Annotated in this window: 27 protein-coding genes, 1 tRNA gene and 1 pseudogene; 13 read left to right on the top strand and 16 right to left on the bottom strand. The window is 59.8% G+C overall.

What is annotated here, in order from left to right; translation table 11 throughout:
• The first annotated feature begins 179 nt into the window (after positions 1-179).
• Positions 180-941, top strand: a complete 762-nt coding sequence (locus tag DWY05_RS09240) for a 4Fe-4S binding protein (RefSeq protein WP_117837254.1) — start codon at positions 180-182, stop codon at positions 939-941.
• A 90-nt stretch (positions 942-1,031) separates the two neighbouring features.
• Here DWY05_RS09240 and DWY05_RS09235 read toward each other — a convergent pair.
• The 4 genes from DWY05_RS09235 to DWY05_RS09215 all read right to left on the bottom strand — a co-directional run bounded on the left by DWY05_RS09235 (position 1,032) and on the right by DWY05_RS09215 (position 5,748).
• Positions 1,032-1,108 (bottom strand) — tRNA-Glu (locus DWY05_RS09235).
• Between the two features lie 297 nt (positions 1,109-1,405).
• Positions 1,406-3,583: a MurT ligase domain-containing protein gene (locus tag DWY05_RS10145; RefSeq protein WP_233511299.1), complete on the bottom strand. Its 2,178-nt coding sequence runs from the start codon at positions 3,581-3,583 to the stop codon at positions 1,406-1,408.
• 45 nt (positions 3,584-3,628) lie between these two features.
• Positions 3,629-4,672: a hypothetical protein gene (locus DWY05_RS09220; protein WP_117837253.1), complete on the bottom strand. Its 1,044-nt coding sequence runs from the start codon at positions 4,670-4,672 to the stop codon at positions 3,629-3,631.
• Complete coding sequence (locus tag DWY05_RS09215; protein WP_117837252.1) at positions 4,672-5,748, bottom strand: hypothetical protein; 1,077 nt, start codon at positions 5,746-5,748, stop codon at positions 4,672-4,674. The genes DWY05_RS09220 and DWY05_RS09215 overlap by 1 nt, the downstream gene beginning before the upstream one ends.
• Positions 5,749-6,248: 500 nt before the next feature.
• Here DWY05_RS09215 and DWY05_RS09210 point away from each other — a divergent pair, with 500 nt between their 5' ends.
• The 6 genes from DWY05_RS09210 to DWY05_RS09185 all read left to right on the top strand — a co-directional run bounded on the left by DWY05_RS09210 (position 6,249) and on the right by DWY05_RS09185 (position 12,822).
• Entirely contained in the window at positions 6,249-7,472 is a 1,224-nt protein-coding gene (locus DWY05_RS09210) for an iron-containing alcohol dehydrogenase (RefSeq protein ID WP_055251037.1), read from the top strand.
• A gap of 78 nt (positions 7,473-7,550) precedes the next feature.
• Complete coding sequence (locus tag DWY05_RS09205; protein WP_117837251.1) at positions 7,551-8,651, top strand: glycerol dehydrogenase; 1,101 nt, start codon at positions 7,551-7,553, stop codon at positions 8,649-8,651.
• A 112-nt stretch (positions 8,652-8,763) separates the two neighbouring features.
• A complete protein-coding gene (locus DWY05_RS09200) occupies positions 8,764-9,831 on the top strand; it encodes a glycerol dehydrogenase (RefSeq protein ID WP_117837250.1) in 1,068 nt (355 codons plus the stop codon).
• Positions 9,832-9,982: 151 nt separating this feature from the next.
• The gene (locus tag DWY05_RS09195) at positions 9,983-11,236 is read left to right on the top strand and encodes a 4Fe-4S binding protein (protein ID WP_117837249.1); all 1,254 of its coding nucleotides are present in this window, start codon (positions 9,983-9,985) and stop codon (positions 11,234-11,236) included.
• A 114-nt stretch (positions 11,237-11,350) separates the two neighbouring features.
• Positions 11,351-12,427 (top strand): redox-regulated ATPase YchF, encoded by a 1,077-nt coding sequence (gene ychF / locus DWY05_RS09190; protein ID WP_035136922.1) that lies wholly within the window; start codon positions 11,351-11,353, stop codon positions 12,425-12,427.
• 11 nt (positions 12,428-12,438) lie between these two features.
• Entirely contained in the window at positions 12,439-12,822 is a 384-nt protein-coding gene (locus DWY05_RS09185; RefSeq protein WP_117821004.1) for a DUF1648 domain-containing protein, read from the top strand.
• 9 nt (positions 12,823-12,831) lie between these two features.
• Here the strand turns inward: DWY05_RS09185 and DWY05_RS09180 are convergent, their stop codons facing one another.
• The gene (locus DWY05_RS09180; RefSeq protein WP_117821003.1) at positions 12,832-13,221 is read right to left on the bottom strand and encodes a hypothetical protein; all 390 of its coding nucleotides are present in this window, start codon (positions 13,219-13,221) and stop codon (positions 12,832-12,834) included.
• A gap of 76 nt (positions 13,222-13,297) precedes the next feature.
• Between DWY05_RS09180 and DWY05_RS10280 the strand changes: the two genes are divergently transcribed.
• A complete protein-coding gene (locus DWY05_RS10280) occupies positions 13,298-13,516 on the top strand; it encodes a helix-turn-helix domain-containing protein (RefSeq protein WP_035136926.1) in 219 nt (72 codons plus the stop codon).
• A gap of 22 nt (positions 13,517-13,538) precedes the next feature.
• Here the strand turns inward: DWY05_RS10280 and DWY05_RS09170 are convergent, their stop codons facing one another.
• Complete coding sequence (locus DWY05_RS09170) at positions 13,539-14,552, bottom strand: asparaginase (RefSeq protein WP_117821002.1); 1,014 nt, start codon at positions 14,550-14,552, stop codon at positions 13,539-13,541.
• Between the two features lie 268 nt (positions 14,553-14,820).
• Here DWY05_RS09170 and guaA point away from each other — a divergent pair, with 268 nt between their 5' ends.
• Complete coding sequence (gene guaA, locus DWY05_RS09165) at positions 14,821-16,419, top strand: glutamine-hydrolyzing GMP synthase (protein WP_117821001.1); 1,599 nt, start codon at positions 14,821-14,823, stop codon at positions 16,417-16,419.
• 212 nt (positions 16,420-16,631) lie between these two features.
• Here guaA and DWY05_RS09160 read toward each other — a convergent pair whose 3' ends face one another.
• A complete protein-coding gene (locus DWY05_RS09160) occupies positions 16,632-17,306 on the bottom strand; it encodes a DUF3800 domain-containing protein (RefSeq protein WP_117821000.1) in 675 nt (224 codons plus the stop codon).
• 129 nt (positions 17,307-17,435) lie between these two features.
• Between DWY05_RS09160 and DWY05_RS09975 the strand changes: the two genes are divergently transcribed.
• A complete protein-coding gene (locus tag DWY05_RS09975) occupies positions 17,436-17,651 on the top strand; it encodes a hypothetical protein (RefSeq protein ID WP_158558699.1) in 216 nt (71 codons plus the stop codon).
• Here DWY05_RS09975 and DWY05_RS09150 read toward each other — a convergent pair.
• The 6 genes from DWY05_RS09150 to DWY05_RS09120 all read right to left on the bottom strand — a co-directional run bounded on the left by DWY05_RS09150 (position 17,621) and on the right by DWY05_RS09120 (position 21,886).
• Positions 17,621-17,839, bottom strand: a complete 219-nt coding sequence (locus tag DWY05_RS09150) for a helix-turn-helix domain-containing protein (RefSeq protein ID WP_006234628.1) — start codon at positions 17,837-17,839, stop codon at positions 17,621-17,623. The genes DWY05_RS09975 and DWY05_RS09150 overlap by 31 nt on opposite strands.
• Before the next feature lie 663 nt (positions 17,840-18,502).
• Positions 18,503-18,769, bottom strand: a complete 267-nt coding sequence (locus tag DWY05_RS09145) for a hypothetical protein (RefSeq protein WP_117820999.1) — start codon at positions 18,767-18,769, stop codon at positions 18,503-18,505.
• A 543-nt stretch (positions 18,770-19,312) separates the two neighbouring features.
• Positions 19,313-19,861, bottom strand: coding sequence for a GNAT family N-acetyltransferase (locus tag DWY05_RS09135; protein ID WP_117820998.1), 549 nt, complete (start codon positions 19,859-19,861; stop codon positions 19,313-19,315).
• Between the two features lie 242 nt (positions 19,862-20,103).
• The gene (locus tag DWY05_RS09130) at positions 20,104-21,012 is read right to left on the bottom strand and encodes a radical SAM mobile pair protein B (RefSeq protein WP_117820997.1); all 909 of its coding nucleotides are present in this window, start codon (positions 21,010-21,012) and stop codon (positions 20,104-20,106) included.
• The gene (locus DWY05_RS09125) at positions 21,000-21,689 is read right to left on the bottom strand and encodes a radical SAM mobile pair protein A (RefSeq protein ID WP_117820996.1); all 690 of its coding nucleotides are present in this window, start codon (positions 21,687-21,689) and stop codon (positions 21,000-21,002) included. The genes DWY05_RS09130 and DWY05_RS09125 overlap by 13 nt, the downstream gene beginning before the upstream one ends.
• On the bottom strand, positions 21,686-21,886 hold the full coding sequence (locus DWY05_RS09120) for a hypothetical protein (RefSeq protein WP_117820995.1): 201 nt from the start codon (positions 21,884-21,886) through the stop codon (positions 21,686-21,688). The genes DWY05_RS09125 and DWY05_RS09120 overlap by 4 nt, the downstream gene beginning before the upstream one ends.
• A 143-nt stretch (positions 21,887-22,029) precedes the next feature.
• Between DWY05_RS09120 and DWY05_RS09115 the strand changes: the two genes are divergently transcribed.
• Positions 22,030-22,590, top strand: coding sequence for a TetR/AcrR family transcriptional regulator (locus tag DWY05_RS09115; protein ID WP_117820994.1), 561 nt, complete (start codon positions 22,030-22,032; stop codon positions 22,588-22,590).
• 268 nt (positions 22,591-22,858) lie between these two features.
• Here the strand turns inward: DWY05_RS09115 and DWY05_RS09110 are convergent, their stop codons facing one another.
• Positions 22,859-23,212, bottom strand: coding sequence for a cupin domain-containing protein (locus tag DWY05_RS09110; RefSeq protein ID WP_117820993.1), 354 nt, complete (start codon positions 23,210-23,212; stop codon positions 22,859-22,861).
• Positions 23,213-23,364: 152 nt separating this feature from the next.
• Between DWY05_RS09110 and DWY05_RS09105 the strand changes: the two genes are divergently transcribed.
• Entirely contained in the window at positions 23,365-23,691 is a 327-nt protein-coding gene (locus DWY05_RS09105) for a helix-turn-helix domain-containing protein (protein WP_117820992.1), read from the top strand.
• A gap of 77 nt (positions 23,692-23,768) precedes the next feature.
• A pseudogene (locus tag DWY05_RS09100) lies at positions 23,769-24,086 on the top strand (GyrI-like domain-containing protein); the annotation flags it as partial.
• Positions 24,087-24,169: 83 nt separating this feature from the next.
• Here DWY05_RS09100 and DWY05_RS09095 read toward each other — a convergent pair.
• Entirely contained in the window at positions 24,170-24,589 is a 420-nt protein-coding gene (locus DWY05_RS09095; protein ID WP_233504027.1) for a YjdF family protein, read from the bottom strand.
• A 530-nt stretch (positions 24,590-25,119) separates the two neighbouring features.
• Positions 25,120-26,082, bottom strand: a complete 963-nt coding sequence (locus tag DWY05_RS09090; protein ID WP_075844146.1) for an Abi family protein — start codon at positions 26,080-26,082, stop codon at positions 25,120-25,122.
• Positions 26,083-26,666 lie beyond the last annotated feature (584 nt).

Genomic DNA, 26,666 nt, shown 5'->3' with positions numbered 1-26,666 from the left:
CGTGGGTTATACCCTAAGAGCAAACCACCCTTTTTAAGGGTGGTTCTGATTTATGTTGCTCGGACCTGCTTTGAACTTGCAGCTGAGCGAGCGTTTCGCGCGGGGCATCTTGAAAGTTGTAACTTATTTTGGGCATGCGGACGTTTCGGGCGTTTGTTCATATAGGGGAGGATTATCCGATGAGGGTATTCGATATCGTGTTTAGCCCGACGGGTGGAACAGAAAAGGTGTCTGGCTACATCGCCAATGCGTTGGATGGAGAAACCGTTGCTGTGGATCTGGCCGATAGCGGGCTGGGGTTTCGCACGGTTGCGATGACAAAAGAGGATGTAGCCGTAATCGCGGTGCCCTCGTATGGCGGGCGAGTCCCAGCTGTGGCCGTGGAGCGCTTGGGTATGGTGCGAGGGAACGATGCACGAGCGGTTCTGGTTTGTGTTTACGGAAATCGCGCGTATGAGGACACGCTGGTCGAGCTTGAGGACGCGGCGAAGGGCGCGGGTTTTCGGGTGATCGCGGCGGTTTCTGCCATCGCCGAGCATTCTATTGTTCGCCAGTTTGCCGCCGGCAGACCAGATGCGCAGGACGCGGCACAGCTCGCTGGGTTTGCGGATCAGATTCAGCAAAAGATATCTGCAGGAGATGCTTCTGAGCCGGCTATTCCGGGTAATCGTCCCTATAAGAAGACCGGGGGCGCCGGTATGGTACCTAAGACCACAAAGGAGTGCACCGCCTGCGGGGCTTGTGCCACAGCGTGTCCCGTTGGCGCTATCGACAAAGACGATCCCAAGCGGGTGGACAAAAAGGCCTGTATCTCTTGCATGCGTTGCGTTGCCGTGTGTCCGCATTCCGCTCGCGCGGTAAGCCCCATCATGCTCTCTGCGGCTACCAAGATGTTGAGTAAAGCCTGCTCTGATCGAAAAGTTTGCGAGCTGTTTATCTAGCGCAAGGGCATTGAGTACTTTTCATTTTATAACGGCAAAAAGAACGAACCCGTCGGACCTTACATCCGGCGGGTTCGAACATTTTTGAGTTGGTGCCCCCAGCGGGATTCGAACCCGCGATATCCACCTTGAAAGGGTGGCGTCCTTGGCCGCTAGACGATGGGGACAGCGGGAAAGAGTATAGCAGACTTTTTTGCCGGCGCGTATATCGTTGGCAAACTGGAAAACCACCACACAGGAGCGGGCTTCTATCCCGATTTTCAAATATCTCAATCTGTAATATCTGAGCGGGTAAATCAGCTCTACCTGTTACAGATCGAGACAAAAGGCAGACGTCGGGACGAATATCTCAATCTGTAACAGCAAGACGACTTTTAACGGTCTAGATGTTACAGATTGAGACAAACGCTGTGACGGGTCAAAACTACCACAAAGGTGCCTGTCCCCTTTGTGGTAGTGGGGCGTTAGGGGAGGAGCTTCATCGCGGCGTCGTGGGCGGCGTGCTCGTAGGTGTCGTCGAGGGGTTTGAGCGGCAGCAGGGCTGTGGCCTGCGCATCGCCGCGGCGCTCGAGGGCGTGGGTAATGAGCCAGTCGGCAAGCTCGGGGTTCTTGGGTAGTGCCGGTCCGTGTAGATACGTGCCGATGACGCCCTTGTAGATGAGGCCCTCAAAGCCATCGTCGCCGTTGTTGCCGGTACTCGTGACGACGGACGTTCCGAGCGGCGTGGCCTCTGTATCGAGCAGGGTGCGGCCGCCATGGTTCTCGAATCCCACAAAGGGCTCGGGTGCCAGGTCAGTCTTGACGGCGACGTTGCCGATCAGGCGGTCGGAGCCGCGCACAGTCTCGGCGGCAATGACGCCCAGACCCTCAATGCGATCGTCGCCCATATAGTACGAACGGCCGAGCAGCTGATAGCTGCCACAGATGGCAAGCAGCGAGCCGCCATCCTCAACATAGGCCGCGACCTTGTCTTTTTGGGTGAGCAGCTCGTGTGCCACGGCTAGCTGGTCGCGGTCGGAGCCGCCGCCCATCATGACGATATCAGCATCATGCAGATCGAGCGTCTCGCCCATACGGACCTCGTCCACGCGCACGGGAATGCCGCGCCAGGCGCAGCGGCGCTCGAGGGCGATGACATTGCCGCCGTCGCCGTAGAGGTTGAGGGCATCGGGGTACAGATAGACGATGCGCAGCGGGCGCAAGAGCTCGACCGGCGCGACGCCGACGGGGACGGCACTGCCATCGGCGCATGTTGCAGCGTGGGCGGCAACCGTGGTTGCATCGGCACCCTTCAGCCCGTCGAGCTCCTTGACCAGCGGCGGAAAGGCCGTGTAGTTGGCGACGGCGTAGAAGGTGTCATCGGCGGCCTCGTCTGCCACGGCGCCGATCGCCTGCGCGACGTCCGAGATAATCGCGGCATCGATGCCGGCGTACTTGAGGCGTACCTGCATGTCATGCGCACGCGTGCCTCCGGCAAAGGCGACAAGACCCGGCGTGTCGGCGATGCGCTCGAAGTCGACATCGTAGATCCACGAGACATCGTGGCCGTCGGCATCGTTATCGTTTAGGAAGAAGGCGCAGAGCCTGCCACCTGCCGTTTTAATGGACTGGATCTGGCGATCGAAGCCCACGGGATTCTTGGCCAGGTTGGCCTCGACGGTGCGGCCGGCAATATCCCAACGGCCCATGCGACCACCTGCTGGCACGTAGGCATCGAGCGTGGGCTGCAGATGCGCCGCGTCCACGCCCAGCTCGTGCGCCGCAAAGAAGGCGGCGGCGACGTTATAGACCATGTACAGGCCGTTGTAGCGCGTGGCGATGTGCACGGCGGGCGCGTTGGCCTCGGGTCCAAAGGCCAGGTCAAAGCCGTAGCCGTCACAGCCGAGCTCAACGCCCGTCACGCGACGGACAAGCGCAGGGCGGGCCCAGCCGCACGAGGGACAATGGTAGGCGCCGAGCTGGCCGTATTGCACGTAGTCGTATTCCAGCGGGGCGTTGCACTGCGAGCAAAAACGCGAGTCGCTAATGCGGTCGGACTCGGTGCCCGTGGCGCCGTCGATGCCAAAGGCGATGCTCGTATTGGGGACGCGCGCGGCGATCGAGGCGCACAGCGGGTCGTCGGCGTTGTAGATGAGCGTTGTCGTCGGAGAGAGCTCCAACGCATGGGCGATGACCTCCTGGGTGTGGTCGATCTCGCCGTAGCGGTCTAGCTGATCGCGGAACAGGTTGAGCAGCACAAAGTACGTTGGCTTGAGCTTGGGCAGGACGCGCACGGTGTAGAGCTCATCGCATTCAAAAACGCCCACGCGCTTGCCGCTGCTGGTGTGCTTAAGGCCGCCGCGCGCCTCGAGCAGAGCACCCACCACACCGGGCTCCATATTGTTGCCGGCACGGTTGCACACCACGGTAGCGCCGCTGGCGGCAACGGCGTCGGCGATGAGGTTGGAGGTGGTGGTCTTGCCATTAGTACCGGTGATCACCACGCTGCGGTCGACAAGGCCGGCGAGGTCGCTCAGCAGCTCGGGGTCGATCTTCATGGCGATGCGGCCGGGGAGTACGCCGCCCTGGCGCTTAAGGACGGAGCGCAGCCCCCAGCGGGCGATATCGCTCGAGGTGCAGGCAAGAGATGAGCGGAGGTTCATGAAGCCGTTCCTAACATAGATGACATGGTCGGGGCGATCGCGTCGCTAAAAGCCGTAGCGGCGCGCAAAATCCTGGGCAAGCTGCGAAACGTCTTCGCAGGCATTGGCCCAGGGGGCAAAGTCGGGGGTGTCCGAGATAATACCGTCCGCTTCCCAAACGGCTTGGTGCGAAAGATCCCAGGGATCGTGTGGCTCGGGCCGGCAGGGAAGGTACGGTGTCTGGTACATGGGGTTCAGCAAGAAGAACGCACCGCCCTCGCAACGGTTGGCAAACTCGCGCAGCGCGCGTGTCGCCGGGCGCATCTTGTTTGTTTTGAACAGCAGAATCGTGCGGGCGAGCAGATACCAAGGAGAGTTCTCGAGCGCGTCAGCCCCCATCTGTTCCTCGAGCTGATGCGCCAGGGCAAAAAAGCCGTCCTGGTCTTCCAAGCGGGCGAGGGCAAGCAGTACGGTGCCGGCGGCCCGGGTGGGATAGCCCTCCGCCTTAAGGACACGGCGAGCATAGTTGGCGGCGGCGCGGTAACGAGCGCTCGCCATGCACAGCTGCGAGATGGCCTCGAGTGTGTGAAGCCATCCGATAAGGGCCGGCTCGCTCACGGTAAGGTCCGCTGCGGTGACACCGTCGGCCAAAACGTTATTGGTCCAGTAGTGAGGGGCCTCCATATCAAATCCGGGCACGCTCCGTTGCAGGTAGTCGGCCGTGCTCGTCTCGAGCTTCATCAGGTCGCCCAGGCAGGCGTCGACGGGCGTGTCGGCCAGGATGATGGCGAGCAGCTGTGCGTCGACGGCCAGTGCATCGACGCGGACGATCTTGAGCAGCTCATCTCGCATATCGTCGAACAGGCGGTTGCGCGTCTGCTCAAACTCTTCGTCGCTGCCCATGTCCTCAATGCGATGGAGCTCGTCGAGCAGGTGACGATGAACACCGGCATAGGACAGCAGCGCCTGGGCATGCTCGGACTGCGCATACTTTTGGGGATTCGCACTAATGTCGTTATGGACAAGCTCGCGTGCTGCATCGGTGAGCTCGGGGTGCGACGCCAGATAGGTGCGCTCCAGGTAGGCGGGGATGTAGACGCTCGGATCCATTAGAGGTCTCCTCCCTTAAACGGCAAACCCTGCTCGGCCGCCCGCAGTATGCGCTCATCGATTTGGGAACGCACGATATCGTTGGTGGCGACCCAGGCGGCAAAGCTGGCGTTGTCGGGGGCGCCCAGGCCCTCCTGCAGTACCGGCGTCGCCTCGGACAGCGCAAGGACAAGCTCGTCGGTGGAGCCTGCACCCACGTTGACGCGGGCATAGACGCCATCGGGAAACTCGGTTTGGAAGTAGAGCGCCTCGGCTGCGTGCGGACACGAGCGCGCAAGGATGCGCAAGTAGTGCTCGGCGCCCTCGTAGTCCAGCTCGCGCCAGGCAGCGCTCATCAGCGCGATGAGCGTCCACGGGTCCAAGTCACGCTCCGCATCTTTGGGGCGGCGGCGCAGCGGGGTATTCGCGAGGTACGGCACGGAGTGGGCAGAGCGAAAGCGCTTGAGCTCCTCAGCGGGGTATTCGAGCTTTGCCATGGCGAGCATTGCGGTGTGGCGGACGCCGGCAGGATCGTTGGGGGCAAAGTCGAGGCTGCGGTTTGCGGCTTCGAGCGACATGCGGTAGCGGCCGCTAATGAGCGCGCGCGATGCCAAGGCGGCAAGCCAGCGCAGGTAGGGACGGCGGGTCAGGTCGCCTGCGGCCTCGCGCTCGTAGGGGTCCTGCGCCGAGGCGATCTTGAGCGCCAGGTCGTGTTCGACTTCATCGCACTTGGATACCAAGTACTGTACGTATTCCTCGTTGGAGTCAGCGGTGAGGGCGGTCAGCATGCGCTGGGCATCCCAGTTGGCGGGGTCGAGCGCGGCTGCCTCGCGAAGCATGTTCTCGGCAGCGGCCTCTTCCCGCTCGGCCTGGGTATCGTCAGGGATAAAGGGAATGCGGTAGTCGACAGCCTCGACTACCTTGGCAATGAGGTGCCCGGCGCGGTCGCGGTCGTGCACGATGAGCGGTGCGGGGTTGCGGGTGAATTGTTCCATCAGACGCTCTACGGCGGCACCGTCGGTGAGCGGGATATTGTCGCGGCGCAAGGCCTCAAGAACGAGGCGATGGCAATCCTCTTGAATGGGATCGAATGCCATGGGGCCTCCTTTGCTGCGGTTAGGGTTCAAATATCTCTATATAAGGTTCTAGTTTACCCGCATGTGACACACCGGGGGTGCCGCACTTGGACTTGCACCTTTGCACCACGAAGACGGATGTCGCACAAATGTCGGCACCTTGGACGACCGAGTGGTATCACGGTGCCGCAAACGGTCGATTTTTGGCGGCGAACGGTGCATATTTTGGAGGGGCACCGTCCTGCCCGGGATATGTAGTCAACCTTGATAAAACGTTTGCCCAGCTTGGGAGTATGAATGCCGCACAAGGGTCTTCAGGGATAGAAAAAACGTTTCATCATTGGCGTCTTTAGGTGAATAACTGACCAACCAGAACGGTAAAATAGTGTTTGTCTGAGCGTTGAGACGTTTAGACATCGCGCATTGTCATCGCCGGCAACGCGCAAACCGGTCCTAACGGAGCCAATTGGGTGCTCCGTTATATACGCAAGTCTAAGAGGGGCTTGTTTAGGAGGCACAGTATGGGACGTTTTACCAATCCTCGCGATCTGTACTTTGGTGAGGGCGCTCGCCACGAGGTGAAGAACCTCAAGGGCAAGAAGGCCATCATCGTTTCTGGCGGCAGCTCTATGCGCCGTGGCGGGTTCCTGCAGGACGTTGAGGCCGACCTCAAAGAGGGCGGCTTCGAGGTCAAGCTGTTCGAGGGCGTCGAGTCCGACCCGTCCATCGAGACGGTCATGAAGGGCGCCGAGGCCATGCGCGAGTTCGAGCCCGACTGGATTATCGCCATCGGCGGCGGCTCGCCCATCGATGCCGCTAAGGCCATGTGGGTCTTCTACGAGTATCCCGAGGAGTCCTTCGACAACATCATCCAGCCGTTCAGCTTCCCCGAGCTGCGTCAGAAGGCTCATTTCTGCGCTATCTCCTCTACCTCCGGTACCGCTACCGAGGTCACCGCGTTCTCCGTCATTACCGACTACGCCAAGGGCATCAAGTACCCGCTGGCCGACTTCAACATCACCCCTGATGTCGCCATCGTCGACCCCGAGCTCACCTACACCATGCCCGCCAAGCTGTGCGCTCACACCGGCATGGATGCTCTGACCCACTGCATGGAGGCCTACGTTTCTACCTTCGCCTCTATGTTCACCGACGCCAACGCTCTGCACGGCATCCGCGAGATCGTCGAGTGGCTGCCCAAGTCCTATGCTGGCGACCATGAGGCCCGTCAGCACATGCACGAGGCTCAGTGCATCGCCGGCATCGCCTTCTCCTCGGGCCTGCTTGGCATCGTTCACTCCATGGCTCACAAGACCGGTGCTGCCTTTGAGAACGGCCACATCATCCACGGTGCCGCTAACGCCATGTACCTGGGCAAGGTCATCCAGTGGAACTCCAAGGATCCCCGTGCTGCCGAGCGTTACGCTTACGTGGCCAAGGAGATCCTGCACCTTCCCGGCGAGACCAACGAGGAGCTCATCGCTGCGCTCGTCCAGAAGATCCGCGACCTCAACGACCAGCTCAACATTCCGCAGTCCATCAAGGATTACGCGAATGGTGGCGTGAAGGTCGACGCCGAGAACCCGCAGATGGTTTCCGAGGAGGAGTTCCTCGCCAAGCTGCCCGAGATCGCCGCGAACGCCGAGCAGGACGCCTGCACGCCCGAGAACCCGCGTGAGACCAAGGCTGCTGACTTCGAGAAGATCCTCAAGGCCTGCTACTACGACACCGACATCGATTTCTAATCGACTCTTGTTATCGTAACGAGGGGCTCCGCACGTATCCGTACGGGGCCCCTTTCTTTTTTAGAGAATGGGATAGTTATGGCTGCAATTTTCAATAGCCCCAGCAAGTACATCCAGGGTCCGGACGAGCTCGCCAAGCTCGGCTCCTATGTCGAGCCGCTCGGCGCTAAGGCCCTCGTCATCGTGACGCCTTCGGGCAAGAAGCGCGTCGGTGCCAAGATCGAGGGCGGCTTTGCCGAGGTTAAGGCCGAGCTGCTGTTTGAGGACTTTAACGGCGAGTGCTCCAAGGGCGAGGTCGATCGCCTGGTTGCGCTCGCTCGCGACAACGGTTGCGACATCATCGTCGGCGTCGGTGGCGGCAAGATCCTCGACACCGCGAAGGCCGTCGCCTATTACCTGGAGTCTCCGGTTATCATTTGCCCCACCATCGCTTCGACCGATGCACCGTGCTCGGCACTTTCGGTGCTCTACACCGACGACGGCCAGTTCGACAAGTACCTCTTCCTTAAGGCAAACCCCAATATCGTCCTTATGGATACGACGGTTATCGCGGCGAGCCCGGTGCGCCTGACGGTTTCCGGTATGGGCGATGCGCTCGCAACCTATTTCGAGGCTCAGGCAACGCACGATGCCGACGGCGGCACCTGCGCCGGCGGCAAGGGCGGAATGGCCGGCCTGGCGCTCGCCAAGCTCTGCTACGAGACGCTCATGGCCGATGGCGTCAAGGCCAAGGTCGCGCTGGAGAAGGGTGCGCTCACGCCTGCCGTCGAGCACATCATCGAGGCCAATACGCTGCTTTCGGGCATTGGCTTTGAGAGCTCGGGCCTTGCTGCTGCTCATGCCATCCACAATGGTCTGACGATGCTGCCCGAGTGCCACAGCATGTATCACGGCGAGAAGGTCGCCTTTGGCACCATCGTCCAGCTGGTACTCGAGGATGCTCCGACTGGGAAACTCGAGGAAGTCTTGGGCTTCTGCATTGAGCTGGGCCTGCCGGTCACGATGAAGGAGCTTGGCGTTGCAGAGGTTACGCGCGAGCAGGCCATGGTCGTTGCCGAGGCCGCTTGCGCGCCCGAGGACACCATGTGCAACATGCCGTTTGAGGTGACGCCCGAGATGGTCGCAAACGCCATCCTGGGTGCCGACGCGCTGGGCCACTACTATCTCATGGATGAGTAAATCAAGCTAAGGAAGGGGCAAAGCCAACAGATGGCTTTGCCCCTTTTGCTATGGTGCAAAGGGGTCAGGTTACTTTGCACCAGTTGTTGTTTGATGAAGGGCGGATTCTCGTATGGCGCTTCCTATGGTTTATGGCGGTCCCGGCCGGTATGTTCAGGGGCCGGGCGAACTTTCGCGTCAGGGCAGGTATTTGTCATGGTTGGGCTGCGCTGCCTATGTCTTGTTTGACCAGGGCACCGAGGATCGGCTGTGCAGGCAGATCGTCGATGGATTTCTGGACGAAGATCTAAGCGAGCCGTTCTTTAAGATTTATAACGGTCCGTGTACGGAAGAGGCCGTTGTCGGAATGGCTCAGGAAGCCCAGGCCGAGTATTGCGACATGGTGGTGGGCATTGGCGGCGGCAAGATGCTCGATATCGCCAAGGCAGTAGCGTTTTATGCTGAGCTGCCGTTGTGTGTATGCCCCACGGCGGCTTCGATGGACGGCCCGTGCAGTGCGATTTCGGTGCTGTATCACGAGGATGGGTCGTTCGACCGCTACTTGATACTCGACAAAAATCCCGATCTGGTCGTGGTTGATACCAACGTGGTTGCGGCAGCACCACTGCGGATGACGGTCGCTGGTATGGGCGACGCACTGGCAACGTACTTCGAGGCGCGTTCGTGTGCCGCGGCGCACGGCGCTAACGAGCACGGTGGCGCGCCGGGGCACTTGGCCCTGGTTGCGGCCCGTGCCTGCTATGACACACTTATGGAGTGCGGTGTCGCTGCCAAGCGCGATCTCAAAAAGGGGCGTACATCGCCGGCGGTTGAGCGCCTGATCGAGTGCAATATTCTGCTCTCGGGCGTCGGCTTTGAGAGCGGTGGCTTGGCGTTGGCGCATGCCATCGCCAACGGTCTAACGATTCTGCCCGAGTGCAAGGCCATGCATGGTGAGGCCGTGGCATTTGGCCTGGTGGTTCAGCTTCGTTTGGAGCGTGCGCCCGAGCTTGATCAGGTGCTCGAGTTTTGCCAGCGCGTTGGTCTGCCGACGACGCTCGAGGAGCTGGGCCTTGGCGAGATTTCCGATGCCGACCTGCAGGGTGTTGCAAATGCGGCCTTTAGAAACGAGCGTAACATAGCCAACGAGCAGGCCAAGGTGACCAAACAAAAGCTCGTGCAGCTCATGTGCGAGGCATAGCTTGGCGCTTGATCGACCTTGTGCAATCGGGGCGGCGATAGGCCATAGGCTATTCGCCTCAAAGGTGCTCCGCGTGTAATTTGCCCGAGGCGTGGGCCGATAGCGTATCATTATCTCTTGCTTGTTTGCACTGCTCAGGGAGGGGCCGCGCATGGCGCAGGAACACGATCTATTTGATGACATTATCGAGATCAGCAAGGGTTTCGACTTTCTTAAAAACCCGCTTGGCGGCGTGACCGATGCACTCGATCCATCGGCGCCGCAGTGGAATCCTGCCGACTATAAGGAGCGTCCGCGCGGCAACACCATTCCGTGCCTGACCTGCAAAAACGAGAAGAGCGGCTGCACCGCGTGCATGGACGTGTGCCCGGTGGACGCCATCGAGGTCGAGGAAGACGCCATCGAGATCCTCGATACCTGTCGCAAGTGCGGCCTGTGCGCCGCTGCCTGTCCGACCGAGGCGATCATCTCGCCGCGATTGGCGCCCAAAAACGTCTACGACGACATTGTCTCGGCAGCTACGAGCCACGAGACCGCCTACGTCACCTGCACGCGCGCCCTCAAGCGCATGCCGCGCGAGAACGAGGTCGTCGTTGCCTGCGTGGGCGATATTACGGCCGAGACCTGGTTCTCGGTACTGGCGGACTATCCCAACGTGAGCGTGTACCTGCCGTTGGGCGTGTGCGATAAGTGCCGCAACACCGGTGGCGAGGATATTCTGGGCGAGGCCATCGCCACTGCCGAGGAGTGGGCCGGCACGGGCATGGGCCTGGAGGTCGACCCCAAGAGCCTCAAATGTCATAAGCGCCGCGAGTACGAGCGCAAGGAGTACATGGATAAGATTGCCCGCACCACGGGCCTTACCGTGACCAAGCTCAACCCGGCGACGGCGGCGCTGGCCTCGGTGACGCAGAAGCTCAAGGCCCATCGCCATCAGATTACCCAGCTGGAGCGTACGCTCAACACCATGTGCGGCACCACGACGACCAAGCGTCGCCGTACGCTTACGCACGGGCGCCAGCTGGTACTCTCGACGCTGCAAAACCATCCCGAGCTTGCCCAGAACATGCAGGTGAGCACGCCGGAATGCGATTTTGACAAGTGCACGTCGTGCGGCGAGTGCGTCAACGTGTGCCCCACGTTTGCCTGCGATCTGGTGGGAAGCGGCCGCTTTGCGTTGGAGTCCACGTATTGTTTGGGCTGCGGTGCCTGCGTCAAGGTGTGCCCCGAGCATGCGCTCAAGTTGGTTGAGCATGACGCGTCCCATCTGGTCGTCGTCGATCCCGAAGCTGAGGAAAAGGCCGCTCAGAAGGCCAAGGCCCACGAGGAGGCCGAGAAGGTCAAGGCCGAGGCAAAGGCCAAGCTCGATAAGATGCTCGATCAGGTGGAAAAGCTCGCAGACTAGTCAGCGACCCCTATCTCTGCTTCATTTGCGCCGCCGTGGCGTCCGGGTTCGCCCAGATGCCACGGCGGCGCTATACTTATGCAGTTTGAAGTACCTGTACCAAAAGGAGCTGTCGTGTCCCTTTCCATCGGTATCGTGGGCCTGCCCAACGTGGGCAAGTCGACGCTGTTCACCGCGCTTACCAAAAAGACCGGCCTTGCCGCCAACTACCCGTTCGCCACGATCGACCCCAACGTGGGTATCGTCGACGTGCCCGATAGCCGCCTGCAAAAGCTCGCCGACATCGTCAACCCGGGCCGCATTGTGCCGGCTACGGTCGAGTTCGTCGACATCGCAGGTCTGGTGAAGGGCGCTAATGAGGGCGAGGGCCTGGGCAACCAGTTCTTGGCAAACATCCGCGAGACCGATGCCATCTGCGAGGTCGTGCGCTACTTTAAGGACCCCAACGTCATGCGTGAGGTGGGCCGCACGGGCGAGTTCGTCGATCCCGCCGGCGATGCCGACACCATCATGACCGAGCTCATCCTGGCCGACATGGGCACGCTCGAGAAGCAGCTGCCCAAGCTCGAGAAGGAGGCCAAGCGCGACAAGGAGCTCATGCCCAAGTTCGAGGTGGCCAAGCGTCTGCTTGCCTGGCTCAACGAGGGCAAGCGTGCCGCATCCATGGAGATGACCGACGAGGAGCGCGCCGCTGCCAAGGGCCTGTTCTTGCTCACCATGAAGCCCATCCTGTATGTGGCCAACGTGGACGAGGATATGCTCAACGACGACCTGGCGCCCATCGATGGCGTCAAGCCGCTGCCCATCTGCGCCAAAATCGAGGCCGAGCTTTCCGAGCTCGATCCCGAGGACGCCGCCGACTACCTGGAGAGCCTGGGCCTGGAGCAGCCCGGTCTGGACGTGCTCGCGCAGGCCGCTTACAAACTGCTCGGCCTGCAGTCGTTCTTTACGGCCGGCGAGATGGAGGTCAAGGCCTGGACGGTTCGTCAGGGCGCGACCGCCCCGCAGGCCGCTGGCGTCATCCACACCGACTTTGAACGCGGCTTTATTAAGGCCGAGGTCATTGGCTATGACGACTACATCGAGCTCGGCGGCGAGCAGGGCGCCAAGGCCGCCGGCAAGCTGCGCATCGAGGGCAAGGACTATGTCATGGCCGATGGCGACGTCGTGCACTTCCGCTTTAACGTGTAAGGACGACGTGCATGTTTAAATATGGTAAAAAAGCCGGCTACATGGGTATCGCGCTGCTGGTGCTTGCGGTGATTCCGCTGGTGGTAGCGGCGTTTGTGATCCCCAACATTGGTCCCGAGGTGGCAACGAAGTTTAACGCCGCCGGCGAGGTGACGCGCTGGGGCAAGAGCTACGAGCTGCTGGCACTGCCGGTGCTCAACCTGCTGCTGAGCGTGGCGACGTATTTTACTGCCGGTCGTCAAGCAAAGAACAACGAAGACTCCGCTGTGATGGCACGTCTGACGTGCGAGCGCTACCTGCGCAACGGTTGCATCACGGGTGTGTTCCTCAACGTGATCAACGTTTACTTTATGTACTCGGCGATTACCGGAACGGGTTTTGGCTTGGGCTTTTAGCTTGTCCTTTTAGGCAACGAGCCTGCACGCATATTCAATGGCTGCTGCGAGGCCGCCGCTCGATCGTGGTTGAAAGACTACATCGGCGGCGGCCTCGTTTTCGTATCCGGCGCCGCGAAGGGCGAGTGCGATACCGGCTTCTAAAAGGAGCGGCAGGCCGCGTTGGCTGGTTGCGATTACGGCAGCCTGATTGAGCGAGCAACTGTGCGCCTGGCATTGGATGGCAAGTTCACCTTGCGCCGGGCAAGGGACCAGAACGGCGGAGACGCGACTTGATAGCAATGCAAATGCTGTGCGCTCATCGGGCGAAAGACATTCAGCTTCAACGACGACGAGCTTGGGCGGCGCGCTGTTTGTGCGAAGCGTGGCTCGGTACATGCGGACCGAAGAACCCGACATAGAAAACTCCTGTGTATTCGGGAAAACGTAAACTATAGTTTACGTTTATGTTCGGCTCCATTTCAAACTCGGCTGCATGGACGAACGTGCGAAACAGATTCTTGGCAGGCGGGTCGAAGAGACACGCAGGGACCTTGGTATCTCCAAGGTTGATTTTTGTGTGGCGACAGGAATCAGCCGACCCTACCTCGACCGAATCGAAGATGGGACGGCAAATTTCACGCTCAAGGTTCTATTTAAGATCGCGCCCGCACTCGGCATGACGGTGTCAGAGCTTCTCGAGGGTATCGAATAGGGGATACCCGTCGACAACTGAATTACGCCATTGGGACGCGGTCGTGGTTGACTTGGCTGTAGAACAGGCGCTGGATCTCTGCCGCATCACGTGACTGGCCGAGCGCCCACATGGTTTTGGCCACGAGCGTCTCGGTGGTCATGTCGTCGCCGCGCAGAATGCCTGGATGATCGGCGTAGGCACGGCCGACCTCATAAACGCCCAAATCGAGGCCCTCTTCGGGGACCTGCGTGGTCATAACGACGGTGCGGCCCGAATCGACCCAGCGGAAAATCGCCTCTTGGAACGACTCGCCTGACTCGCCAAACTCGGGGATACCGCCAATGCCAAAGGTCTCAAGAATTACAGCATCGTAGCTATCGGCTAGGGCGTCCAGGATACCCGGGTTCACGCCGGGCGTCAGCTTAAGGACAAACACGCGCGGGTCGATACTGTCGTAGAAACGCACCGGGTTTTCGCCCTGATGCGTGCCGTGAAGCCCGTTGCGCACGATGCGGTCGTTGCGGATATAGGCGATGGGCGGATAGTTGACGCTGATGAACGCGTTAAAGCTCATGGTGCGCTGCTTGCGGGCACGCGTGCCGGCAATGGCGACGCCACCAAACACGATCGAGACGTCGTGCGAGTGCTCGTCGAGCGCATAGAGCAGGCTCTGGTACAAGTTGAGCTTGGCGTCGGTAAAGGGGTTGCCCATGGGCTTTTGCGAGCCGGTGAGTACGATGGGCTTGGGGCTGTCCTGAATCAGATAGGAAAGTGCCGCTGCTGTGTAGCTCATGGTGTCCGTGCCGTGCAGGATCACAAAGCCGTCGTGGTCGGCATAGCCTTCGACGATGACGTCGCGGATACGCATCCAGTCACTGGGGCGCATATTGGTGCTGTCAATGTTCATGGACTGCACCACGTCGAGCTCGCAGAGGCCCGAGATCTCGGGGACGCTCTGGGCGAGCTCCTCACCGGTCAGGGCGGGGGAGAGGCCATTGCCGTCCTCGGTCGATGCGATGGTGCCGCCCGTGGCGATGAGAAGGATGCGCTTCATGCTGGTATTCCTATCGTATTTGCCGCCACAGAGGCGGAGTCGTTCGGCAGTATTGTGGCACAGGGCGACGAATGTTCAAACGTATTACATCATCTGTAACGTTTGGTAACACTTCAAATGCCGTCAAATAGGGGCCATGGTCGTGCGTTTGCCGTGCGCTGATGGCTGCGAGGGACGAGAAACCCAGCATAACGTGTACACTATGGAGGTTATTTTCGTTCATTCACGCGGGCGGGCACCGGCTCCCCGCCAACAGGAGGGGGAAACCATGGATCAAAAGGCTTCCGCAAAGGTCCTCGTACTCGACTTTGGTGCGCAGTACGGTCAGCTCATTGCCCGTCGCGTCCGCGACCTCAACGTGTATTCCGAGATCGTTCCCTGCGACATCTCGGCCGATGAGATTCGCGAGATGAACGCCTCTGCGCTCATCCTTTCCGGCGGCCCGGCCTCCGTGTACGCCGAGGACGCTCCGTCCATCGACCCCGCCATCTTTGACCTGGGCCTTCCCGTCCTGGGCTTTTGCTACGGTCATCAGATCACGGCCGTGACGCTCGGCGGCAAGGTCGGTCACTCCGAGGTGGGCGAGTACGGCCGTGCCACTATTACGCGTACTGCCGGCGCCAAGCTCTTTAACTCCACGCCCATGGAGCAAACCGTGTGGATGAGCCACCGCGACGCCGTGTCCGAGGTGCCCGAGGGCTTTACCGTTACCGCCAGCACCGACGTGTGCCCGGTTGCCGCCATGGAGTGCGTCGAGCGCAAGATTTTCACCACGCAGTTCCACCCCGAGGTCAAGCACTCCGAGTACGGTCAGCAGCTGCTGAGCAACTTCCTGTTTGAGATCTGCGGCCTGGAGCCCAACTGGAGCATGGACAACCTGGTCGAGACCATGACGGCCGAGTTCCGCGAGAAGGTCGGCGACGACCGCGTGATTTTGGCCCTGTCTGGCGGTGTCGATTCCTCCGTCGTGGCTGCACTGGGCGCCCGTGCCGTGGGCAAGCAGATGACCTGCGTGTTCATCAACCACGGCCTGCTGCGCAAGGGCGAGCCCGAGCAGGTGGAGGAGGTCTTCACCAAGCAGTTTGACGTCGACTTTATCCACGTCCACGCCGAGGACCGTTATGCCGAGCTTCTGGCCGGCGTGACCGAGCCCGAGGAGAAGCGCCGCATCATCGGTACGCAGTTCTGGAAAGAGTTCTTCGCCGTGGCGCAACAGCTTGAGATCGATGGCAAGCCGGTCAAGTACCTGGCTCAGGGCACCATCTACCCCGACATCATCGAGTCCGGCGCTCGCAAGACGGGTGGCAAGACGGCCACCATCAAGAGCCACCACAACCTGATCCCGTTCCCCGAGGGCGTGCACTTCGACCTTATTGAGCCGCTCGACCACTTCTTTAAGGACGAGGTCCGCGCACTTGGTCTGGCGCTTGGCCTGCCGGGTCATATCGTGTTCCGCCAGCCTTTCCCGGGCCCGGGTCTGGCCATCCGCATCATCGGTGCGGTCGACAAGGAGAAGCTCGAGATTCTCAAGAATGCCGACGCTATCGTGCGCGAGGAGCTCGACGCCTACAACCAGCGTCTGTTTGAGCAGACCGGCGAGCGCAACTCCGAGCACAGCTGCTGGCAGTATTTCGCGGTCCTGCCCGACATCAAGTCCGTCGGCGTTATGGGTGACGAGCGCACCTATCAGCGCCCGATCATCCTGCGTGCCGTCGAGTCCAGCGATGCCATGACCGCCGACTGGGCCAAGCTGCCCTACGACGTGCTGGCTCGCATCTCCGGCCGCATCGTGGCCGAGGTTCCCGGCGCCAACCGCGTATGCTACGACATCACGTCCAAGCCGCCCGCGACCATCGAGTGGGAATAGAACGTACGTTCTGTATAACGTTATAGCACCCGGTGGCAGGCGTAGTTTCAATTGAAACTACGCCTGTTGCAATATAGGAGTCGCTACCGTAATCAGTGCCCGCGATACTCTTGCTTGCACTGCCCGAAGCTCGTCGCCTGGGGTTTCTCGCCAGCGGTCTGCCTCCTCGCCGAAGGAGAGGCGATCGCTTCCTTGTGGGGTTGCGGAACCGCCTATATCCGCTTGCTGCGGGCTTGCTTGAGCCAGCTCCTCTTGAAAGAGCCGATACCTCCGAAGAACTTGTTGTACGTCTCACCGTTCTCCTTGGCCTCGTACTTGACCAAGGCGAGTTCGATGGTGCAGAGATAATCCGCCGCTTGCTCGAGGCGGTAGTCGGTCATCGAGGTCTTGCGGCGTCGGACTACCCCTTTTGAGAGAACCTTGCCCACTGAGCGGTCGAGCGCTTGCTTGACGATGTCCTGACCGTTATCGTAATAGACCTTCACATCGTCGAAGGACTGGAAGAAGTCCAAGTGCTCAACCATGGCGGAGGAGATGTCGCGCCCCATGCGCTCCATTAGCCTTGCCGGGTCTTCGAACTGACTGCGGCGGTAGACGAACGTTGTATAGGAGATGGGAAGCCTGCGGACAAACGAGGAGAAATAGGCGAGCATGGCCTTGCGCTGGTCGATGCCAAGAAACTCATAATCCTTGTGCCCGTTCATGAGGGGCTCGGAGTGGAACGGGATATTGGGGAGATCGGCCCTAGCGAGCTTGGCCTCATAGCCCGTGACCGCTTCGGCGATGCTGTCTGCCTGGTCGTGAAAGACGAGCGTGAGCAGATAGTAGCGAGCCTTGCCGCCACGGTCGCCGCTCTCGTCGACGAAGATGCTGAGCTCCTTAGCCAATGGGGACTCCTAAGGGAATGGATAAAAAAATAGCCGGGGGACTCCCCCGGCACTTGGAGGTAGCTCAATGAGCCACCAATAACCTTATAACATGCGCTGGCGGTGAATGCAAGGGGGGCGAGCCAGTACATGGCGTCGCAGCTTATGCGCAGCATCGCGCACGCCTCGTCGGCTCCGAATATCGCGTTGGTCGATGCTATGAGCCTCACCTGGCTCCTGCTAGTGCTCTTGGTCATGGTCGTCCTCGAGCTCCTTTCGTCTCGAGGCTCCCTCGCGTGCCCGGCCGCGGGCGGCTCCCGGGGCGGTCGCCGCCGTCATTTCCTGCCGCTCCTCGACTCGATGTAGGCGTCCACGGACGCCCTCGAAACCAGGAGCTTCCTTCCGAGCCTGTACGAGTCGACCTCGCCCGACCAGATGAGGTCGTATGCCTTGTTTCGGCTCGCCCTCATGTACTCCTGCATCTCGATCACCGTCATCCACTCGTCGCGGGCCCGGTCGCCCTCGGGCGCGGCGCATTCGGCTGTGCGTGCCATGGTTCCTCCAATCTTCCCGTGCGGCACCGTGCGGGCACGCCGCGCGGCACAGCGTCCCTTTTCGTCTGCGCGACGATTGAACCGCCTGATGGCGATTGGCGAGCACGGCGGGAGCGGGGACGGGTCGAGGTGGGTCGAGGTGGTCGGGCCTTCACGAAACGGCCATGAGCCGCATGCCTTAGCTCGCAGCTAAGTCCCTGAAAAGTAAAAGGCGCCCATGCGGGCGCCTGCCTAGTAGCTGGAGTTATTCAGTTTTGGTTGGATTACTTCTCTTCCGCGGTGCTGTCGTCCGGGGTCCGGCATCTGTCGTTCGCCTCTTCTGTCGTGTTTGATGTTGCGTGTTCTGCGAGCGACCTTGCGCGGGCCTGCCAGCCCGTTGCCCCAGGTGCACCCGGATAAATGGTACCCATCCGTTGGGACACAGAGACTGCGGGAGGGCCGTCTGGGCAAGCTGGGATGGACGAGCGGCTGGCTCAATTAGCAATAAGTCGAGCTAAAGGGCCTTGTGCTCTATTTTGTAAAACGCGAGGGCGCAATCAACTCGACGATTTCCCCGAACCTTTTCTGAACCATATAGCGACTTGCGCTCTCGTCTCGAACCAGGCGGTTTTCCTCGTCGTAGCAGTCGTCGATGGCCTTGCTGATCGCCGCCGCCTCGATGAATCACGGCCGCTCCTCAGGCGACACCCCGGCCGACTCGAAAACGGCCTCGTTGATCGCTTCCGCCTCCCGGAGCTCTTCCTCAGGCGCGTCGAGCCCGGGTGCGACAAAGTCGTCGCAATACCTAAGGGCCCTGTCGACGAGCTCCTCCCCGTATTCGGCAACGACGGCCTCCTTTATATCGTCTCTCTTGTCAGTAAGCCGAACCAAGCGCGCCATTTCGTCTAGAAGCTCTGGGAGGATGGGCGATTTTAGGATTTCGCTCATCATGGCACTGTTCGAGCCCCGGCTTTCTCCAAGGTGGTACTGAAGGAGTGGTGGTTCTACGCCAAATGCGTCTTCGCCGACCCTGCTACCGTTCACAAGCTCGTACGCAAGACCAAAAAGGTTGACTAATACCGCGCCGCTGTCGAGCGCGTCTTTCGCGAGCAGCCACTTGCGCCCATAGCCCGCTTCCGCGGCTAGTTAGTCGTTGGGGACGTTCTTTAACGACTAGTCATTTAAGAACGATCCTAATGACTATGTTGCTTGCCTTCGTTATCTGACGGCCTGGACGGCAAGTGCGCTCAACTGGATAAGAAAAAGCTGGGGAAAACGTCCCCGGCACTTGGAAGCCTTCCTTGCGGAAAACCAATTATTTTAAATCATAGGCTGCGCGAAAAGGCAAGTACACGAAACGACCGCGCCAATGGCGAAGCCCCAGCCTGCGCGCCAGCCCATAGGCAAGCCACCTGAGACCACTCACTTTGCTCACCGCTGACGAAGACTTGCGACCTGGGGTTTGCGAGCTGCTCGCAGAACCCAGGTCGCATATCAAGCTTTAGACTGGCTCAGCCAATCACCTCTTGTCAGGCATGTGATCTGCTCTGTGCGGGTGTCGCCCATCAGCTCGCAGCAGACATCCTTGCGGGTGCGGTGCCAGGTGAAGCCGCATTTTTCCTGAACGCGTTTCGATTTCTCGTTCCCGTCGAAGTATCCGCACCAGATTTTGTCCAGTTTCAAGTCCTCGAAACCATGGCGGACGAGCTCTCGAGTCGCCTCCGGTATCAGCCCCTTGCCCCAGAACGGGACGCCGATCCAGTAGCCTATTTCCCCCTCGGTGTCCGGAATCTCCTTGTCGGACCGCGCGCCAATCATCAACCCTATGCTTCCGATGGCCCTGTTGTCTTCCTTCAGGCAAACGGCGTACGTCTCCGGCGCGGAAAACACGGTGCGGATGATTTCGGCGCTGTCGCCAACGCTCGAGTGAGGCGGCCAGCCGGCAATCGGCCCCACCCTGTCGTCCTTCGCGTATCTGTATAGGTCCTCTGCGTCCGTTTCGGCCCATGGGCGCAGTATCAGCCGCTCGGTTGCCAGCTGCATATCCATCTCCATCGACTACTTTCGATTGATGCTCAGTGCCCATTGTATTCGCTACGATTAAACTCGGCACAGGGGATACTGGTTTTCCGTGCGAAAACGCTCATGCCGCTAAATTGAGCGACCGCCTGTACTGCAGCGGGATCATCCGCCCGAGCGATCCCTTAATCCGTCGCCCGTTGCGCCAATCGGCAGAAGCCACGCGTGGACGCTAATCGCTCGAGCGAATCGTCGTCGGTTTCCGTTTAACGATTTCTTTTTCCGCTATTATCCGACCCTCGGACTTCCTCGTGATAGAAGTAGTCCACGATCACCGGATGCCCCTGGGGGACTCTGCCATAAGGCATTTCGTTGTCCACAAAGGGGCAATCGTACTTCTTGGCCATTTCCTCGGCTTTTACTTCAAGCGCTTCAAAATAGCTACGGTTGCGCTTGTTATAGATCTCATCGTAAAGCGGTACGAGATCGGGATGTTTCTCGGCGATATAATCCAGGATCGCTTTTTTGAAACCACCCCGAAGATTGAGATTTTCAAGCCAAAACAAATCGCACCGATCCTTTACTCGCTCAAAAATCATCTCAAAATCCGTGATGCCGGGAAATACCGGGGACACGAAGCAGATCGTACGGATACCTTCGTCATACACCTGCTTCATAGCAGCGATACGACGCTCGATGCTCGACGCGGAGTCCATATCGTTCTTGAAGTTCTCATCCAGCGTGTTGATCGACCATGAAACGGTCACTCGTCCAAGCTTCTTCAGCAGATCGATATCCCGTACCACAAGATCGGACTTTGTGCAGATCAGAATATCTGCATCGCTGCCAATCAGCTGCTCCAGGAGTTTCCTGGTATTCCCGAATCGCTCCTCCTGTGGATTGTAGCCATCCGTCACAGAACCGATAACCACCCGCTGTCCAGCGTATTTCTTCGGATTCTTGATTTCCGGCCAATGCTTCACATCAAGAAAGGTGCCCCATTCCTCCTTGTGTCCGGTAAAGCGCTTCATAAAGGAGGCATAGCAATACTTGCAGGCATGCGTGCAGCCTACATAGGGATTGACCGAGTAGCCGCCTACCGGCAGGCTGGACTTGGTCATGATGTTCTTTGCATCCACCTCATTGATGAGGATTCCATCGATCACTTCCGCCATGTTCTCTGCACCTCCAGCACTCTTTCGAATTCTTCCGGCAATTCCTGAATCATGTTTTCGTCCCCTATGACAGAGACGAGGTCTTCCTTCATAAATATTGGAATGCCAAGCGCGTGCGCCTGGTCCGTCAAAGACCATGCCCACTCCGGTTCCGTATGAACCTTCCTGCTCTGCGCCCCGGTCATGGTACCGACGACGATCCAGTTGATTCCGGAAAGGTCGACCGTACCGGGATCGTCGAATAGCGGCTCAAAAGTAACGAAGAAGTGATTTGCTTTGACGTTTTTCCGAAGGGCGTCGATACGCCACAGCTCCGCTTTCCTCGTCACCGTAACGCCGAACCATGCGTTTTCCAGGTCGGTATCTAAATCCAGCAAATCGGGTCTCTTGGTCAGGAACAGGAACTGATGCTGTGGATTCTCATGGATCTTTGCAAATACCTCGTCTCGCCATTCCAGCTTCCACCCGGAGAGATCGCTCATGCCGGTAAGGAGAAAGTTCTGCGGGCGTTTCTTTTCCATCATCTTGAGCTTGCTCGGGAAGAACGCAGGATCAGCGAAGTCGTCGATCATATGCCAACGTTTCACATTGTTACGGGCATAGCAATATGGACACCCCACCGTGCAGCCGATGACGATATTCATATTCTGAATCTGATTTTTGATGCAGATGCTCATAACGCCTGCCTACCTGCCTCTCCCGTAAACACGCAATCAGCCTCCCCCACCTTGCGGGCAAAAGCCTCGATATCTTGCTTGCAAGCAGCAGGCTCGCAATCGCTCAAATCGTATGACGTGCCGCCGTTTCGATAGACGGCCCAATGGGAAAACGATCGGCTGACAAGCCCGATGCCGAGCTTCTCGCACAGGGTCATCCGTGCTCCCTTTCAGCTATAATAAACAGGTGTCTATAAACAGTATCCTTGTTGATTTTCGCAGGGGCAATGAACAAACGCGTGCACCTGTCGATAAACGAACAGCTACTGGACATTGTCAAACGACTCAGATTGGAGAGGCGATGGGAGAAACCAAGATCGACCGCCGGCGGCGCTACACCCTCTCGGTCATACAGGAGGCGTTCTTCGCGCTGATTGCCGAGGTCGGCTTCGCGAAGATGACGGTGGCGGACATCTGCCGCCGCGCTGATATCAACCGCGGCACGTTCTATCTGCACTACGAGGACAAGTTCGCGCTGCTCGACGCGCTTATCGACGAGGCCCTGGCGGCGGCACCCCCACTCGGAGGAACGGAAGCGGGGGCCCTCTGCCAGCGCCCGCCGGCAAACGAGGACTATTATCTGCTCTACTTGGATGACGACGCGTATGCCCGCGTGGCACAGCACGTCGTCGAGCGCGGCACCGAGCAAATGGTTCCCTCGATCATGGAGAAGACCGGGCTTTCGCACGAAGACGCCTTCCTGCTCTTCGTCCACAACGTCCAGGGCAATCTGGCCGTCAACCGCCTGCTCGGCTGGAGGCGAGGGCCTGAGTTCGCCCATGCACAGGAGCTGCTCGGCGCCTATTCCGAAGGAGGCATGCGAGCGGTGTCAAGTCGCCACGATTCCCGTAGCTCATCTTAAGCGTAGGCCCATTCTGGGCAGGCGGCGCGTATCTCCAACTCCATGCGGGCCTTCTGCTCCTCGAACACGGCCTTGCGTCAAGCGAAAACCCGGCAGGGCCCGAGTTTTGCGCAGCAATGCCCAGCTTCGTGCGGATATACGGCAAGAACGCATCGGAGAAACCCATCCCTGCAAAAGGCAGAGACAACGACGATGATACCGTGGGCATTGTCAAGGTAGAACACCTCAAAGATGGGGTTAGTAGCCTTGCCGTATTCCCGAATCAGAATTAGCACATAATGGCGTCGTCGGCGGTGAAGGCGCCGAGGGAGCCCTGCTTGACCTGGATGCAGACGTAGGTGATGCCCGAGTCGGCCGCGGCGCGGAACCTGCGGCGCGCAGCGGGGGAGATGCGCAGCCAGTCGCCGGCTGCAAGCTCGATATCCTCATCGTCGATGGTGGCCGTGCCAGCGCCCTCGAGCACGCCGTAGATTTCCTCGTTTTCCTTGTGCGCATGGACGAACGGAACGTCGGCGCCGGCGGGAAGCTTGTTGATGCTCACCTCTGCCCCGGTGAGGCCGAGCGCCTCGTGCAGCTCGACGCGACCTTCGTCACCAGTGCTGGTCTTCGCGTAGTTAACCATAGTATTTCCTCTCTCAGAGAACCGATTTGCCTTGCGGGCATATCCCGCTTGAGCTATATTTCACGTGATAGTGCATGCAAAAGCGAGTACGCACTTATATGTAACTACGTACTTTTTTGTGAAACCGGCACGATCAAGAAGGAGGGCCTCCCGTGATGGCCAAAGAGGAACTTCCGGAGTGTCCGGTAGCGACGGCGGTGGCGCTCATCGGCGGCAAGTGGAAGCTGCTCATCATTCGCAACTTGCGCAAGCGGCCCTGGCGCTTCAACGAGTTGCGCCGCGACCTTGAAGGCATCTCTCAGAAGGTGCTTACCGACAGCCTGCGCCAGCTGGAGGATGACGGCCTCGTCTTTCGCCACGACTATGGTGAAAACCCTCCCCGCGTTGAGTACGGGCTCACCGAGCTCGGCCGGCAAATGATGCCCGTTATAGACTCGCTCGCAGACTTCGGCGCCTATTACAAGGCGATTGTTCCGTAGCAGACGCGTCACTCGGCGGCACTCGCTTCACGACGACGTGGGAAACGAGGCGCTGCTGGAGCGGCAAAATGCCGAACATCCGCCCGCCCGATTTCGTCACCCGAGAGGACTTCGATTGGGCCGTTTCGGAAGCTGCCGCCAAGAAGAAGCTGGACTTCTCGGCGGTCGAGCTGCTGAGGGTCGGCGAGGGCCTTTGCGTTCAGTGCATGCACACCGGGCCTTACGACGGCGAGCCGGCGACCATAGACGCCATGCGCGCATTTGCAGCGGAGGAGGGCTACGCCCCCGATTTCTCCGAATCCCGTCTCCATCACGAGATCTACCTCTCCGACCCGCGCAAGTGCGCGCCGGAGAAGCTCAAGACCGTAATCCGCCATCCTATAAAGTTGATTTAGCGAAACGAGCGACGCAATAGATAGCGGTGTCGGTTCAAATGGAACCGACACCGCTTCTGTATGAGGCTTGCTGCAAATGGCGATCAATGCCCGCGATGCTTCCGCTTGCGCTTCAGCTTTCGCTGCTCGAAGCGCGCCTCCGTCTCGTCCGCGCGACGCTGGCTTCTTGCTTGGGCCGATTCCCGCTTCATCGTCTCCCGCTGATTCGCGAGCGCCTGCTGCGCCTTGGTGCTCATCGCCGGCTGCTTAAGTGCTTTCGCCGCCTCGCGGGCGCGTTTCTTGGGGTTCTTCGCGGGCTCGCTCGCCTCGGACGGATCGTCACCGAAGAACGCGAGCTTCGCCCATTTGCTTGTAACGAATCGCAGGATCTCCTCATCGGACGGCTCCGCGCCGAAGACGATGCGGGCGACGCCGTACCTCCCGTCCTCGACGCGCTCCGCCAGCCCGACCCAAAACCGGCCGTCGTGATATACGGTCAGGGTGGACGACACGCTGATCTGCATGGCTGGTTCCTCCTTTATGTAGATGGCCATGCAGAGAAGGGACAACCAAGGAGGCAGGTTACTGATGCGGACTCCCGCACGCCCACGACTACCCGACGGGGACTGTGTTTTCATCTCTGGTGCCCGCATTGTAGCACGCGCGGATTTACGATGTTGATTGCCGGCGCCTAGACGGAGATGAAGGCGGTTCGATCTAGGTCAAGCCGGTCGCTCGTTCATGAAGCGGCCGATGGCTGCGTTCATGAACGAGCGACTGATTCCCTGAAGATAAAAGGCGCCCATGAGGACACCTACAGGCTATCTTCGAACTACTTGGTTGGGGCAGACGGAGGAAAAAATAGGGCAGAGTCGCTCTCACGATCCCGCCCCGCAAACCCGAGGGTTTCTAACTGGCTCCATTATTCCGGGCTTCTCAGTTCTGTCATTGACCCAGGTATCACCCGTCTCCTATAGCGAGTGAATATAAAAATAGGGCAGAGTCGCTTGCGCAAGTCCGCCCCTAAAACCGTGAAGGTTTTGCTATCTGCAGGCTATTCTACCAACCCGAGCGATTCTGTCAACCTGCGAAGGAACTCGAGCGCGGAGCGAGCTGCGGCGTCGGGCCCCTTGTCGGGCAGCGCCTCGGTTTCGCCGTCGGCCCTGGCGAACATCTCGGCGAGCTCGGATGCGGCGCGCGAGCGCGAGGAGCCCTCGGGTACCAAGCCGGAGTGCGCCACGAGCACGGTCGCGACCTCCTGCATGGCCGTGTTCCCCATCCACTTCCTCCTGGTCGCCTTGGGAATCCCCACGGCGGCGACCCTTCGGGAGACGCCGCTGGACGCCGAGCCCCGGGCGGCGCCCCTCTCGGCGAAGCAGTTGATCAGGCACGAGCCGTGCGCGGCGCAGTTGCGGACGGACTTCACGCGCTTGAGGTCGTAGTGGGAGGCCTCGAGGCGCCTGTCGCCCCATCGCCTGGCGCAGAAGCGCACGAAGTCGATGAGGGTGCCGAACGAGGTGAGCTCAAGGAAGGCCCAGGCAGGCATGTCGCCGGAGTACTTCGCGTAGAGGCTCGAGCTGTAGGGGCTGCGGCCGCTCATCTTGAGCTCGCGCAGGCGGTACTCCCTGTTTGCAGTGGTAAGCGATGCCATGTAGTCGGCCACGATGGCGTAGCCGTCCTCTCCGCGGTCCTCCATCTCGCGAAGCAGTGTCACCTTCTGGAAGTGCTCGATGTCGAGCGTCATGCCGAGCAGGGCGTGGCGCAGCTCCTGGTCGAGCGCCGCGAGCAGGCGCAGCTGGCCGAAGTCGAGGTCTACGTAGCGGCCGTCGCGCGGGCCTCCCTCGTATTTCGAGAAGAGTTTGCGGTAGGATGCGAGCTTGAAGAAGTTGCACTTGTCGCGCAGGTAGTCCGCGGCCTCTTCCTCGGAACACAGCTCGAAGGCTACGCCCTTCTGCTTGAGGTGCTCTATCTGCTGCTCGATCGTGAGGATCGGCTTCCTATCGTGGGGTTCGGCCATGCTCGGTCTCCTGTCATAAAAAGTATGGCCTATTTTACCAGCATGTTCTCGACATTCGGTGGAGGCCTCATCGTCGACTCATGGGCAAGCCGCCTGATACGACTCCCTTTCCCTGTCAGCAGCGCAGTCGCCTGACCTGCGGATTTGGAATCGCGTTGGAAACCGCCCGCGACCAATCATTTGCGATTGCAGCTGGCGGCTTGCAGGCTGAAGGGCGGTTGAGTTTCGAAACGGGCGTTTTCGGCGCCATCGAGCCTCCAAAGGCGGCCCGCCGCGCCCTTTGGGACAAAAACAAAAACTCAAACCCCTGAGTTTGAAAAAAGTTTTTGAGGTTGTCCCAGCTTTTGTCCCCGAAGCCGACGAAACGCGACATCGCGTCATTCGGCGGCACGCGTTCCGTGTCGATGCCGGAAACTGGGTGCAACTGGAATGACGGGACGACAGAACCAAAGCCATCGAGTGGGAGTAGCCGAGGGTCTAATGCGGCACGTCACAAAAGGTAGTGAATAGCAATGAAGCCCCAGGTAGAATTGAACTGCCTCCCATTTCTTGGACACAAGAAATGGGAGGCTTTTTTATGGCTG

It is taken from the genome of Collinsella sp. AF23-4AC (assembly GCF_003462685.1).
In the GTDB taxonomy this organism is placed as follows: Bacteria; Actinomycetota; Coriobacteriia; order Coriobacteriales; family Coriobacteriaceae; genus Collinsella.
The sequence above is the reverse complement of the archived record's forward strand: the minus strand, read 5'-3'. Positions and strand labels throughout refer to the sequence as shown.

Excerpts from the sequence above, each read along its gene's own strand:
- DWY05_RS09240 (WP_117837254.1), top strand. The coding sequence starts at position 180 with ATGAGGGTATTCGATATCGTGTTTAGCCCGACGGGTGGAACAGAAAAG.
- DWY05_RS09170 (WP_117821002.1), bottom strand. The coding sequence starts at position 14,552 with ATGAAGCGCATCCTTCTCATCGCCACGGGCGGCACCATCGCATCGACC.
- DWY05_RS09200 (WP_117837250.1), top strand. The coding sequence starts at position 8,764 with ATGGCGCTTCCTATGGTTTATGGCGGTCCCGGCCGGTATGTTCAGGGG.
- DWY05_RS10145 (WP_233511299.1), bottom strand. The coding sequence starts at position 3,583 with ATGAACCTCCGCTCATCTCTTGCCTGCACCTCGAGCGATATCGCCCGC.
- DWY05_RS09125 (WP_117820996.1), bottom strand. The coding sequence starts at position 21,689 with ATGAGCATCTGCATCAAAAATCAGATTCAGAATATGAATATCGTCATC.
- DWY05_RS09215 (WP_117837252.1), bottom strand. The coding sequence starts at position 5,748 with ATGGCATTCGATCCCATTCAAGAGGATTGCCATCGCCTCGTTCTTGAG.
- DWY05_RS09090 (WP_075844146.1), bottom strand. The coding sequence starts at position 26,082 with ATGGCCGAACCCCACGATAGGAAGCCGATCCTCACGATCGAGCAGCAG.
- DWY05_RS09185 (WP_117821004.1), top strand. The coding sequence starts at position 12,439 with ATGTTTAAATATGGTAAAAAAGCCGGCTACATGGGTATCGCGCTGCTG.
- DWY05_RS09220 (WP_117837253.1), bottom strand. The coding sequence starts at position 4,672 with ATGGATCCGAGCGTCTACATCCCCGCCTACCTGGAGCGCACCTATCTG.
- guaA (WP_117821001.1), top strand. The coding sequence starts at position 14,821 with ATGGATCAAAAGGCTTCCGCAAAGGTCCTCGTACTCGACTTTGGTGCG.
- DWY05_RS09095 (WP_233504027.1), bottom strand. The coding sequence starts at position 24,589 with ATGCAGATCAGCGTGTCGTCCACCCTGACCGTATATCACGACGGCCGG.
- DWY05_RS09130 (WP_117820997.1), bottom strand. The coding sequence starts at position 21,012 with ATGGCGGAAGTGATCGATGGAATCCTCATCAATGAGGTGGATGCAAAG.
- DWY05_RS09150 (WP_006234628.1), bottom strand. The coding sequence starts at position 17,839 with ATGGCACGCACAGCCGAATGCGCCGCGCCCGAGGGCGACCGGGCCCGC.
- DWY05_RS09210 (WP_055251037.1), top strand. The coding sequence starts at position 6,249 with ATGGGACGTTTTACCAATCCTCGCGATCTGTACTTTGGTGAGGGCGCT.
- DWY05_RS09205 (WP_117837251.1), top strand. The coding sequence starts at position 7,551 with ATGGCTGCAATTTTCAATAGCCCCAGCAAGTACATCCAGGGTCCGGAC.
- DWY05_RS09145 (WP_117820999.1), bottom strand. The coding sequence starts at position 18,769 with ATGATGAGCGAAATCCTAAAATCGCCCATCCTCCCAGAGCTTCTAGAC.
- DWY05_RS09195 (WP_117837249.1), top strand. The coding sequence starts at position 9,983 with ATGGCGCAGGAACACGATCTATTTGATGACATTATCGAGATCAGCAAG.
- DWY05_RS09120 (WP_117820995.1), bottom strand. The coding sequence starts at position 21,886 with ATGACCCTGTGCGAGAAGCTCGGCATCGGGCTTGTCAGCCGATCGTTT.
- DWY05_RS09115 (WP_117820994.1), top strand. The coding sequence starts at position 22,030 with ATGGGAGAAACCAAGATCGACCGCCGGCGGCGCTACACCCTCTCGGTC.
- DWY05_RS09180 (WP_117821003.1), bottom strand. The coding sequence starts at position 13,221 with ATGTCGGGTTCTTCGGTCCGCATGTACCGAGCCACGCTTCGCACAAAC.
- DWY05_RS09975 (WP_158558699.1), top strand. The coding sequence starts at position 17,436 with ATGGCGTCGCAGCTTATGCGCAGCATCGCGCACGCCTCGTCGGCTCCG.
- DWY05_RS10280 (WP_035136926.1), top strand. The coding sequence starts at position 13,298 with ATGGACGAACGTGCGAAACAGATTCTTGGCAGGCGGGTCGAAGAGACA.
- DWY05_RS09110 (WP_117820993.1), bottom strand. The coding sequence starts at position 23,212 with ATGGTTAACTACGCGAAGACCAGCACTGGTGACGAAGGTCGCGTCGAG.
- DWY05_RS09135 (WP_117820998.1), bottom strand. The coding sequence starts at position 19,861 with ATGCAGCTGGCAACCGAGCGGCTGATACTGCGCCCATGGGCCGAAACG.